An 11,582-nucleotide genomic window follows, 5' to 3' on the forward strand; every position below is an offset into this window, starting at 1 on the left:
GGCACCGGCATCCGCCGCTCCGTCCCACCACCAGGTCCTGATCGTCGGCGGCGGCACCGCAGGCATCACCGTCGCCGACGATCAGGACCTGGTGGTGGGACGGAGCGGCGGATGCCGGTCGCCATAGGGACCTCGCTGCTCGTCATCCTCATCAACTCACTGACCGCGCTGGGCACCCGGGCCGGCACCGGCACCCTGGACTGGCCGCTGCTGGCCGGATTCGCGGCCTGCGCGGCGGTCGGCAGCAACCTCGGCAACCGCCTCACCGCCCGCCTGCACCCGCAGGCCCTGACCACGGCCTTCGCCGGCCTCGTCACGGTCCTCGCCGTCGCGATGGCGGCCGTCGCCCTCCCGCACCTCTGGGCCCCGTGACCCCGGCCCGCCCCGTATCGACCCGTCCCTTTCCACCACCCTCCAGGAGGTACACATGGCACCGGCATCCGCCGCTCCGTCCCACCACCAGGTCCTGATCGTCGGCGGCGGCACCGCAGGCATCACCGTCGCCGCCCGCTTACGACGTGCCGGCATCCGGCACGTCACCCTGCTGGAGCCCTCCGAAACGCACTGGTACCAGCCGCTGTGGACGCTGGTCGGCGGCGGCCAGGCCCCGTTGCGCGCCTCGCTGCGCACCGAGGCGGACGTCATACCGCCTGGGGTGCGCTGGCTGCGCGAGCGCGCCACGGCGGTCGACCCCACCGCGCGTACGGTCACCACCGCCTCCGGCCGGGTGCTGTCCTACGGGCGGCTGGTCCTCGCCCCCGGCCTGCAGCTCGACTGGGACGGTGTGCCCGGTCTGTCCGCGGCCCTCGGCCACGGCGGGGTGAGCAGCAACTACCGGCCCGATCTCGCCCCGCTCACCTGGGAGTTGATCCGCCGGATGCGGAGCGGCACGGCGGTGTTCACCATGCCGTCCGGGCCGGTCAAATGCGGCGGTGCCCCGCAGAAGATCGCGTATCTGGCGGCCGACCACTGGCGCAAGCGCGGCGTACTGGGCGCGATCCGCACCATCCTGGTGCTCCCGGAACCCGCGATGTTCAAGGTGCCGGTCTTCGACCGTGCGCTGACGGAGACGGCCCGGCGGTACGGCATCGAGGTGCGGCTGAGCTCCGAGATGACCCGCCTCGACGGCGCCGCGCGCGAGGCGGAGATCACGGACCACGGCACCGGCAAGACCGAGACCGTGCACTACGACCTGCTGCACGCCGTACCGCCGCAGCGCGCCCCCGCATGGCTGGCCGACGGCCCGCTCACCGACCCCGACTCCCCGCACGGTTACGTCAAGACCGACCGGGAAACCCTCCAACACCCCGATTTCCCGAACGTGTTCGCCCTCGGGGACGTCGCCCATCTCCCGACGTCCAAAACGGGCGCGGCGATCCGCAAGCAGGCCCCGGTCGTCGTCGCCAACCTCCTCGCCGGACTGCGCGGACGCCCCGCCACCGCCCGCTACAACGGCTACACCTCCTGCCCCCTGGTCACCGCCCGGCACAAGATGCTGCTCGCCGAGTTCGACTACGACCTGCAGCCCACCCCCTCGATCCCCTTCCTCGACACCACCCGGGAACGCACCGACATGTGGTTCCTCAAGCGCTACGGCCTGCCGCAGCTCTACTTCAAGGGGATGTTGAAGGGGTTGGCTTAGGGGCCTGAGGGCCATAGGGGCTTGGGACTTGGGGCTTCAGAGGCCTCAAGGGCGGGGTGGGGGATGCGGCTGCTCGTCGCGGCCTGGCCGAGCGCTCCGACGCCGTGGCGTGAACGGCGCACACCCCCGCCCGGACGAGCCCGGAGCGCGGCGGCCGGCTGGAGAGGCCGGCCGGCGCGCCCTCGGCCGCCCTACTACGGCGCGCTCGTGGTTGCCCTACGGCGCGCCCCCGGTTGCGCTACGCCGCCGTCATCTCCGCCACCACGCAGGCCACGTTGTCCGGCGCTCCCGCCTCGTGGGCCAGGCGGATCAGCTCCCGTACGGCCTGGTCGGGGGTGTCGGCCGCGGTCAGCACGTCCTGAATCGTCTCGGTCGGCAGCACTCCGGTCAGGCCGTCGGTGCACAGCAGATAGCGCTCCCCGGGCCGTGCTTCGAGCAGCTGCACATCGGGGGTGAACTCGGTGTCCGCGTCGAGCGAGCGCAGCAACAGGGCGCGCTGCGGGTGTGCGGGAGCCTCCTCGGGGGTGAGCCGGCCCTCGTCGATCAGCGACTGGACCAGGCTGTGGTCGTGGGTGATCCGGAAGAGACCGGAGTCGCGCAGCACATAGGCACGCGAGTCCCCGATGTGCAGCAGCGCCAGCCGGCTGCCGGAGCGCAGCAGCGCGGTGAGGGTGCTGCCGGTCGCCTCGTCCGCCGAGGGGGCGGCGCGGTGGGCGCGACGGGCCGCCCCCTCCAGGGCGCCCAGGAGATCCTCCGAGGTCAGGTCCTGGTGCTCCAGGCCCTTGAGGGCGTCGATCGCGGCGGTGGCGGCCGGGCCGCCGCGCGGGCCGTAACCGTCGGCCACGGCCAGCAGCCGCGGTCCCGCGTAGGCCGCGTCCTGGTTGGCCGGGCGTACCAGTCCCCGGTCGGTCAGGGCGGCGCAACGCATCGTCAGGGGAGTACGGGGCGTACGGGGAGAGGTCATATCGGTGTCCTTCCGCTTCAGCTGATCGACGAGGAAGGCGGCCAGGTCCCGGCGGGCCTCGGTGTCGGCCTCGACCTGCGCCCAGTACGCGGCGACCGCCCCGGCCGCCGCGGCCGGCGCCAGCTCGCACACCTCACGGATGCGGGCCAGCGGCATCCCGAGCCGGCGCAGCCAGGCCACCAGCCGGGCCCGTTCCAGTTGGGCCGGGGCGTAGTGGCGGTAGCCGCTGTGCGGGTCTACCTGGGCCGGGGGCAGCAGGCCGAGTTCGTCGTAGAGGCGCAGCGCCTTCGGCGAGAGCCGGGAGGCCCGTGCGAACGCCCCGATGGTCAGCAACTGACCGTCCTCGTACGGAGTCATGTCCGCGCCCCCGTACGCGCCTCTGCCCGCCGCCTCCGTCCACCCGTCCATCGACCGTCCACCGCCCCGTCCATCCGCCCGTCCGTCCTCCTCGTACCGGGCGCCTCGCCCGGTGCAGCCGATGCTGGGGCTTCCCCCAAGGGCAAGGTCAAAGGACAAGGTCAAAGGGCAAGGTCTGCGGTCCTCAGCCCGCCCCACCCACCGTCCCCGCCGCGGCCTTCAGCCCACCCCCTCCGCCGAAGCCGACGCCGACGCCGACCCCGCCAGCTGGTTGAGCGCCGCGGCGGTCAGTGCCTCCACGCCCATGGTGAGGGTCGGGCGGACGACCGGTACGAAGTGCGGGGAGTGGTTGGACGGGATGTCCTGCGCCAGCCGGCCGGCGGCCAGCGCCGTATGGAACTCCTCCGGGTCCCAGCCGCCCAGCCACCAGTAGTAGAGCGGGGCCCCGGCGGCGGTCGCCAGCAGTCCGGCGTCCTCGCTGCCGGTGGCCGGTTCGTACGGGAACAGCCGCTGTGCGCCGAAGAGTTCGGTGAAGGCGTCGTTGACCTGCCGCAGCGTCGTGGAGTCGTTGACGGTGACGGGGAAGGTGTCCAGGACCACGGTCTCGGGGGCGCGGTCCGCGCCGGAGGCGGCGGCCTCGGCCCGGGCTATGCGGTCGACGGCGGCCAGCACGGCGGTGCGCACCGCGTCGTCGAAGGTACGGATGCTGAGCCGGACGACGGCCCGGTCGGGGATGACGTTGGCGGAGTCCCCGGCGTGGAAGGAGCCGACGGTGACCACCGCCCCGTCCTTCGGCGCGACCTCGCGGGCCACCACGGACTGCACCCGCTGGACGAAGGACGCGGCCATCAGGATCGGGTCGACGGTGGTCTCGGGCCGCGAGCCATGGCCGCCGGTGCCGTGGAAGGTGATCTCCAGAGTGTCGGCGGCCGCCATACACGGGCCGGGGCAGTAGGCGATCAGCCCGGCGGCGAGCGGGGCGACATGCTGGGCCAGCACCACCTCGGGGGTGGGGATCAGGCCCTTGCTGTAGAGCCCGGCGTCGATCATGGCGCGGGCGCCGCCGCCGACCTCCTCGGCGGGCTGGAAGAGCGCGATCAGCGTGCCGGACCAGTGGTCGCGGCCCGCCGCGAGCAGATCGGCGGCGCCCAGCAGACACGTCACATGGACGTCGTGCCCACAGGCGTGCATCCGGCCGGGGACCGTGGAGGCGTAGTCCAGACCGGAGTTCTCGGTGACGGGCAGTGCGTCCATGTCGGCGCGCAGCAGGACCACGGGGCCCGGCCCGTTGCGCAGCACGCCGGCGACGCCGGTCCCGGCGATGCCGGTGGTGACGTCATAGCCGGACGCGGTCAGCCGGCGGGCGGCCTCGGCGGCCGTGCGGGTCTCCTGGAAGCCGAGTTCGGGATGCCGGTGCAGGTCCTCGTAGAGGGCCACGAGGTCGGCAAGGCGGTCGCCGAGCGGGGCCAGGACGGCGGCGGCCGGAGCAGCAGCCGGGGCGGCGGCCAGGTCGGTGGCGGCCGGTGCGGAGTCGTTGCGGTGCTCGGCGTCATCGTTCGGGCTGGTCGTGCCTGTCGTGTCGCGCTCGCTCATACGCGCATTCGACCACGAACGGCCGCGCCGCATCGAGACCGGATCCCTGGCATCCCCCGGATCCGTCCCCTAGGGCCTGTCGTCACATTCCCGTCGTTCGCCCGGAGGGCGGGCCCCGCGGCGTCTGGTGCGTGCGATCGCAAGGCGGAGGGTCGCCCCGATACTGGGTGTATCGGGGCGAGCCCGACAACGCGGCGAGCGTGCGTGCCAGACGCCGCGGGGCAGGCGGGAATGTGACGACAGGGCCTAGGGCCCCAGGCCGACCACGAAGAACCCGCCACCCCACGCTGCCCTGGCCGGACTTCGCGGTTGACCCGGAGCCCGCCCGTGACACCGCAGCGCGCGGCTGCAACCGTGGATCACCCCCTGCGACCGGGACCAGCAAGCCCAAGCCGCTGACTGGAGGCTGACGTTGGCCACTTCCCCCGACCGAACGACCGGCGAGCCCCGCGACCTCACGGCTCACCTGATGGACCAGGCCATGGGCCATCTCTTCTCCGCCGCCCTGCGCACCGCGGCGCAGCACCGTATCGCCGACCACCTCGCCGAGGGCCCGCGCACCGCCGAGCAGCTGGCCGCCGCCACCGGCACCCACGCCCCGCACCTGCGCCGCGTCCTGCGCTACCTCGCCACCCGCGGCATCTTCCGGGAGGACACCGCGGGGGCCTTCCAGCTGACGCCCACCGCCGCCCTGCTGCGGACCGGTGTCCCCGACTCGCTGCACGACGGGGTCATGATGATGACCGACGACCTCTTCCGGCGGACCTCGGCCGATCTGCCCGAGGCGGTACAGGAGGGCGGCACCTCCTTCGAGCGGCTCTACGGGGCGCCCCTCTTCACCTATCTGCAGTCGGAGCCGGACACCCGCCGGCTCTTCGACGACGGGATGTCGTCGCTGTCCGCAGCGGTCGACGAGGCGGTGGCGGCGGTCTATCCGTTCCCCGCGACCGGCGCCACTGTCGTGGACGTCGGCGGCGGACGCGGCGGACTGCTGCGCGCCGTGCTGCGCCGCCATCCACAACTGACCGGAGTGCTCTTCGACCAGGCACCGCCGCTCGCCCACCACCTCCTGGACGGCGACGAGTTGAAGGGTCGCTGGCACGTCCAGGAGGGGGACTTCTTCGCGTCCGTACCGGAGGGCGGGGACGTCTACGTCCTCAAGCAGGTCCTGCACGACTGGCCGGACGAGGACTGTCGGCGCATCCTGCGCAGCTGCCACCGGGCGATGGCGGCCGGCAGCCGGCTGCTGGTCATCGACTCCGTACTGCCGCCGGGCAACGCGCCGCACTTCGGCAAGACCCTGGACGTGGCGATGATGGCCGTGGTCGACGGGCAGGAGCGCACCGCGGAGGAGTTCGCGACCCTGCTGTCGGCCGAGGGGTTCCGGCTGACCCGGGTGCTGCCGACCTCGGCCTTCCCCTCGATCGTGGACGCGGTCGCCGAGTAGCCGCCGCCCCCGCACGACACGCCGCCTCCCGCTCCCCTCGTTGGCGGTGCGGCCCGCCCGCGCTGTACTGAGGGCGGCCGCTCCGGCCGACGAGAGGAGCCGAGGTGGTGCCGGTCCCCATGCGCGCACGCCGACGCGACGAGGAACACCGCGCCGCCACCCCGCTGGAGCTCTTGTTCGACCTGTGTTTCGTCGTGGCGATCGCCCAGGCGGGCCGACAGCTGGCGGAGGCGCTGGCCGAGGGGCATCCGGGGCACGGCCTCGCCGGTTACCTGATGCTCTTCTTCGCCATCTGGTGGGCCTGGATGAACTTCAGCTGGTTCGCCTCGGCGTACGACACCGACGATCCGCTCTATCGCGTGGTGACGCTGGTCCAGATGGCCGGGGTGCTGATCCTGGCCGCCGGCGTGCCGCGGGCCTTCGCCGAGAGCGACTTCACCCTCGTGTGGTGCGGGTTCCTGGTGATGCGGCTGGCGATGGTCACCCAGTGGTTGCGGGCCGCGTACGGCAGCCGGGGCGCCGAGCGGCGCACCGCGCTCTCCTACGCCCTGGGGGTGACGGTGTGCCAGGTCGGCTGGCTGGGGCTGCTGCTCCTGCCGAAGGCGGCCGTGCCCGTGGTGTTCGTGGTCGTGGGAGCGCTGGAGCTGGCCGTCCCCGGCCTGGCCGAGCGGGGCTGGCAGACGAGCTGGCATGCCCGTCACATCGCGGAGCGCTACGGCCTGTTCACCATCATCGTGCTGGGCGAGACGATCGCGGCGGCCACGCTCGCCGTGCAGGCGGCGCTGGACGAGCACCACGCGCCGGGCAGTCTGCTGCCGATCGCGGGCGGCGGACTGCTGCTGGTCTTCGCCGCGTACTGGATCTATTTCGCGGTGCCCGTCCACCGCCATCTGCGCACGAGCCGTCAGGCGTTCCTGTGGGGCTACGGCCACTACCTCGTGTTCGGCTCGGCGGCCGCGATCGGCGCGGGCATCGAGGTCGCGGTGCGGGAGCCGGTCGGCAGGACGGACCTGTCGGCGTACCAGGCGGCCGCGTGCGTCACGGTGCCGGGCGCGCTGTTCCTGTGCACGGTGTGGCTGATCCACTCCCGGCACCACAAGCGCGGCGCGGCCCAGCAGCTGGTGCTGCCGGTGTCGGCGCTGCTGGTCCTGGCGTGCACCGTCGCCGGGCGCGCCGCGGTGCCGGCCGCGGGCCTGGTGGCCGCCGCGACCGTCGCGGCCGGTGTCCACCTCACGTCCCGTCAGGACACCGCACCGGCGGAGTAGCCGGAGCTGGGACGCCCCGCCCCGTCACCCGTCTCGGGGATCGTGCCGTCACCGATCTCCGGGAGGTGCCCCGGACCCGCCCCCGCGGTGGTCTCCCGCGGCGCGCCGCGCCGCTCCGCCATAAGCGTGCCGAACGGCCGTACAGCCCCGTTCCCGCCCTGATCCTGCATCAGATCGAGCCATCTTCGTCCCCCGGCCGGGCGAGGCCCCGCCACCAGCGCGGTCCGCGCCCGGGCCGCACCCCCGGCCCGTCGAGTCCCCGTCAATTACCCACCAATGGACCCCACTTCCCGCCGCTTCGCTCTCGTGTTCCCCGGGGGGCGCCTGAGCCAGCGGAGGCGCACCGATGCTGAAGCGGTAGGGTGCAGATTGCCCTTTTTATGACAGGGAGTGCCCCTGTGGAGAACTACAGAAAGCCCCGGGGCAGACCGCCGTCCGTACTTGAGGAGACGCCAGCCATGGCACGCCACGCTCAGTGCCGCGCGCGGACGAGACTGTCCCGGCGCAGCAAGGCCGTGAGCGGTCTCGCCCTCTCCACCCTGGTAGGCACCGCCCTGTGGGCGTGGCCGGCCTCGGGGGACGACCACAGTGGCGGGACCGACGCCAAGAGCACCACGTCCACGACTGCTTCCGGCCCGGACACGCCACGTACTCCCGCGGCCGCGCCGAAAACCGCCCCGAACGCCGCACCGAACGGTCCCGCCGGGCGGCAGATCCCCGGCCTCAGCGAAGCCGCCAGGAAGCGGATACCGGCCAATTCCCGACAGGTTCTGGTCGTCACGGGCAAGGGCATGGACTCCTTCGAGTCCCGTGTCGTCCTCTACACCCGCGAGGAGGGGTCGGACGACTGGACGCCGGGCCCCGTCTGGGGCGCGCACAACGCCGCCCACGGCTGGACCGACGACCACCGCTACGGCGATCTGCGCTCCCCCATCGGTGTCTTCTCGCTCACCGACGCGGGCGGACGGCTGGCCGCCCCCGAGGGCACCCGGCTCCCCTACGACCGCAACAACGGCTTCGTCGCCGACGGCACGGGGGTGGACGGCGAGCCGCTGGCCGGCGCCTTCGACTACGTCATCGCCATCAACTACAACCGGGAGCCCGGCACCTCCCCCATGGACAAGCAGCGTCCGTGGGGCGACGCCAAGGGCGGCGGGGTGTGGCTGCATGTCGACCACGACGGCCCCACCCAGGGCTGTGTGAGCCTCAAGCCCGCGGTGATGCGGGAACTGCTGCGCACCCTCGACCCCGACCTGCACCCGGTCATCGTGATGGGACCGGCCAATTACTGAGCAGCCACCGGGCGCGCCGCACGCCACGGGACCGCAGGACGCCCTGACCGACGTCCTCGGCCTCCGGGTCGGCCATGCCGAGCGGACCGGCGACGGGTACCTGACCGGCACCACCGTCGTGCTGGCCCCCGACGGCGGCGCCGTCGCGGCCGTCGAGGTCCGCGGCGGCGGGCCCGGCACCCGGGAGACCGACGCGCTGGACCCGCGCAACCTCGTCCAGCGCATCGACGCGGTCGTCCTGACCGGCGGCAGCGCCTTCGGTCTTGACGCCGCGTCCGGGGTCGTCGCCTGGCTGGAGGAACAGGGTCGCGGCTTCCGCGTCGGCCCCGACCCCGCGCAGGTCGTCCCGGTCGTCCCGGCCGCGGCCCTGTTCGACCTGGGGCGCGGCGGCGACTGGCGGGCCCGCCCGGACGCCGCGCTGGGCCGGGCCGCGGTCACGGCCGCGGCGCTCACCGAGCCCGGCTCCCCGGTCGCCGAGGGCAACACGGGCGCCGGCACGGGCGCGGTGGCCGGCGGCCTCAAGGGCGGCACCGGCACCGCGAGCGCGGTCCTGCCGTCGGGCACCACCGTCGCCGCGCTGGCCGCCGTCAACGCCGTGGGCTCGGTCGCCGACCCGCGCACCGGCGCCCTCTACGGCCGGCTGTACGAGGGCCGTACCGGCCGTCCCGACCCCGAGGTGCACGCCGCCGCGCTGCGCCGGCTGGCCGAGGCCGGGGAGATATCCGCGGTCCGCTCGGCCGCGTCCGTCCACCCGCCCCTCCACACCACCCTCGCGGTGGTCGCCACCGACGCCGCCCTCACCCGCGCCCAGGCCCAGAAACTCGCCGGCACCGCACACGACGGGCTGGCCCGCGCGGTCCGCCCGGTGCATCTGCTGTCCGACGGCGACACGGTCTTCGCCCTGTCCACCGCCGCCCGTCCGCTCGCTTCCGAAGAGGCCCTCGCCGACGCCGCCTTCGGCATCCACGCGGAGGCCGGCGCCCTCAACGAGATCCTGGCCGCCGGCGCGGACGTGGTCTGCCGCGCCGTGGTCCGGGCCGCCCTGGCAGCAACGACGGTGGCCGGCCCCGGCGGCCTCTTCCCCGCGTACCGCGACCTCTACGGGGCGGATTGACGGGGGATCGGCCGCTCACTCGTACCGGTGATGCGAACGGGCCCCGGACCGCGCCACCACAGACCCGCCGCGGCCGGCCGGTCAGACCCCCACCGCCCCCAGCACCGACCCCGCCGCATACGTCACGGCCATCGCCAGCGCCCCGCCCCCGACGTTCCGCAGCACCGCGCGGCCCACCGGTGCGGCACCCATCCGGGCGCTGCTCCAGCCGCACAGTGCCAGCGCCGCCAGTACCGCCACCACCGTGATCCACAGCCGTTGCCCGGCCGGCGGCAGCACGATCGCCAGCAGCGGCAGCAGCGCCCCCACCGTGAACGCGAGGAAGCTCGCGCCCGCCGCGTGCCAGGGGTTGGTGAGCTGGTCGGGGTCGATGCCCAGCTCCACCTCCGCATGGGCGCGCAGCGCATCGTGCTCGGTGAGCTGCTCGGCGACCTCCCGGGCCAGCTGGCCGTCCAGCCCCTTGCCCTCCAACAGCTCCGTCAGCTCGACGAGTTCCGCCTGCGGCTCGGTCGCCAGCTCCCGCTTCTCCAGCGCCAGCGCGGCCTTCTCCGAGTCCCGCTGGGTGGAGACCGATACGTACTCACCGGCCGCCATCGACATGGATCCGGCCAGCAGCCCCGCCAGCCCCGCCGTCAGCAGCGCGGCCCGTTCATCGGTGGCGCCGGCGACCCCGACGACCAGTCCGGCGGTGGACACGATGCCGTCGTTGGCGCCGAGGACCGCGGCCCGCAGCCAGTTGAGCCGGCTGCCGAGTCCGCCGCCGTGCGCCTCGTCGTGCTCCGGTGTCTGCACAGTCACCGGCAGAGCCTCTCATCCGTACCGGCCGTGGTCCCGCTCGACGCCCCCGCATCGTGGCGAATTGGCCGGTGGTAGAAACGGCGTTATGCCCGCACCGCCCCCCTCCCCGTCTCCCCAGCACCCGCCGCCCACGCTCGTCCAGCCGGCTCCTCCCGAGCCCGCACCACGCCGCCGGCTGTGGTGGCACCGGCTGATATTGGGGCTGTGGTACCGGCCGGTGGAGGTGCTGGACGAGGCGCGGGACCGCAGCGCCTGGAGCGCGGCCATACTGCTGTCGCTGATCAGCGGCGCCATCGGGGTGGTGTCGATGGACGCCTTCCACACCCAGTGGGCCGTCGACCGCACCGCGGCACTTCAGCTCGTCGGGCTGGCCGAGGCGGGGGTGCTGACCGCCAGCCTCGCCCTGGGCGCGGTCGCCCACGCCATCGCCCGCACGCTCGGTGGCATAGGCCGCTTCGCGCCGACCGCGAGCCTGTTCATCGTCCTGTTCTGGGTGACGGATCTGCCGCGGCTGGCGATCGCCGCCTGGCTGCCGACCGACGCCACCTTCGTGCAGGCCGCGACCTGGACGACCTGGGGCTTCGGCTATCTCCTCGCGGTGCTGCTCATACGGGGCCAGCACCATCTGTCGACGTGGAAGTCGACGGCAGCCGTCTCGGTGCAGATGCTGACCGCACTGGCCCTGCTGCGGCTGGGCCCGGGGCGCTGAGCCCGTCCCGGGGGCCCGGCCGCCGGCTCAACTGCGGCTGGTCAACTGCCGTACGAGCCCCTCGAACGCGGTGCGCTCGGCGTCGCTGAGCTGCACGCACTCCGACGGCGGCCCGGGCGGACCGGTCTGCCGCGGCACCGAACCGAGCAGCTCCGGCCGGCCGGGCAGCGCCTCGGGGCCGGGCCGTGCGGACCGCTCGCGCGGCGCGTACCGGGCCCGCATCTCCTGCTGGTCGCGCCACAGGGCCGCCTCGTACCGGCCCCGGCGCAGCATTCTGGTCAGCCCGACGGTCCAGACGACGGCCAGCGCGAAAAGCACGCCGAGGCCGATCTGCTGCACAATCGAGACGGGGAGCATGCGGTCCTCCCGGAGGGGTACGGCGCTGGGCTCACGCCAGTAGA

General features: G+C 73.8%; 11 protein-coding genes. 7 read left to right on the forward strand and 4 right to left on the reverse strand.

Going from position 1 to position 11,582, the window contains the following annotated elements; all coding sequences use genetic code 11:
* Window positions 1-111: 111 nt before the first annotated feature.
* Together EST54_RS17720 and EST54_RS17725 are read left to right on the forward strand one after the other, a co-directional pair.
* Window positions 112-372 carry a sulfite exporter TauE/SafE family protein gene (locus tag EST54_RS17720; RefSeq protein ID WP_244942549.1) on the forward strand — a complete coding sequence of 87 codons (261 nt, stop codon included), beginning with the start codon at window positions 112-114 and terminating at the stop codon, window positions 370-372.
* A gap of 55 nt (window positions 373-427) precedes the next feature.
* Window positions 428-1,642: an NAD(P)/FAD-dependent oxidoreductase gene (locus EST54_RS17725; RefSeq protein ID WP_129248615.1), complete on the forward strand. Its 1,215-nt coding sequence runs from the start codon at window positions 428-430 to the stop codon at window positions 1,640-1,642.
* A 238-nt stretch (window positions 1,643-1,880) separates the two neighbouring features.
* On the opposite strand, the gene EST54_RS17730 is transcribed toward EST54_RS17725, so the two are convergent.
* Entirely contained in the window at window positions 1,881-2,963 is a 1,083-nt protein-coding gene (locus EST54_RS17730; protein WP_129248616.1) for a MerR family transcriptional regulator, read from the reverse strand.
* Between the two features lie 219 nt (window positions 2,964-3,182).
* Window positions 3,183-4,556 carry an amidohydrolase gene (locus tag EST54_RS17735; RefSeq protein ID WP_129248617.1) on the reverse strand — a complete coding sequence of 458 codons (1,374 nt, stop codon included), beginning with the start codon at window positions 4,554-4,556 and terminating at the stop codon, window positions 3,183-3,185.
* A 412-nt stretch (window positions 4,557-4,968) separates the two neighbouring features.
* On the opposite strand from EST54_RS17735, the gene EST54_RS17745 reads away from it, so the two are divergent.
* The 4 genes from EST54_RS17745 (at window position 4,969) to EST54_RS17760 (ending at window position 9,674) form a co-directional block, all read left to right on the forward strand.
* A complete protein-coding gene (locus EST54_RS17745; protein WP_129248619.1) occupies window positions 4,969-6,003 on the forward strand; it encodes a methyltransferase in 1,035 nt (344 codons plus the stop codon).
* Window positions 6,004-6,122: 119 nt separating this feature from the next.
* Window positions 6,123-7,268, forward strand: coding sequence for a low temperature requirement protein A (locus EST54_RS17750; RefSeq protein WP_239013227.1), 1,146 nt, complete (start codon window positions 6,123-6,125; stop codon window positions 7,266-7,268).
* Between the two features lie 458 nt (window positions 7,269-7,726).
* A complete protein-coding gene (locus tag EST54_RS17755) occupies window positions 7,727-8,560 on the forward strand; it encodes a L,D-transpeptidase family protein (RefSeq protein WP_129248621.1) in 834 nt (277 codons plus the stop codon).
* Window positions 8,553-9,674 carry a P1 family peptidase gene (locus EST54_RS17760; protein ID WP_129248622.1) on the forward strand — a complete coding sequence of 374 codons (1,122 nt, stop codon included), beginning with the start codon at window positions 8,553-8,555 and terminating at the stop codon, window positions 9,672-9,674. Before EST54_RS17755 ends, EST54_RS17760 begins: the two co-directional genes overlap by 8 nt.
* A gap of 81 nt (window positions 9,675-9,755) precedes the next feature.
* Here the strand turns inward: EST54_RS17760 and EST54_RS17765 are convergent, their stop codons facing one another.
* Window positions 9,756-10,472: a VIT1/CCC1 transporter family protein gene (locus EST54_RS17765; protein ID WP_129248623.1), complete on the reverse strand. Its 717-nt coding sequence runs from the start codon at window positions 10,470-10,472 to the stop codon at window positions 9,756-9,758.
* A gap of 85 nt (window positions 10,473-10,557) precedes the next feature.
* On the opposite strand from EST54_RS17765, the gene EST54_RS17770 reads away from it, so the two are divergent.
* A complete protein-coding gene (locus tag EST54_RS17770) occupies window positions 10,558-11,181 on the forward strand; it encodes a YIP1 family protein (protein WP_239013226.1) in 624 nt (207 codons plus the stop codon).
* Between the two features lie 27 nt (window positions 11,182-11,208).
* Here EST54_RS17770 and EST54_RS17775 read toward each other — a convergent pair whose 3' ends face one another.
* A complete protein-coding gene (locus tag EST54_RS17775; protein ID WP_129248624.1) occupies window positions 11,209-11,538 on the reverse strand; it encodes a hypothetical protein in 330 nt (109 codons plus the stop codon).
* Window positions 11,539-11,582: the final 44 nt, after the last annotated feature.

Origin of the sequence: Streptomyces sioyaensis, from assembly GCF_004122735.1 — a bacterium.
Classification (GTDB): domain Bacteria; phylum Actinomycetota; class Actinomycetes; order Streptomycetales; family Streptomycetaceae; genus Streptomyces; species Streptomyces sioyaensis.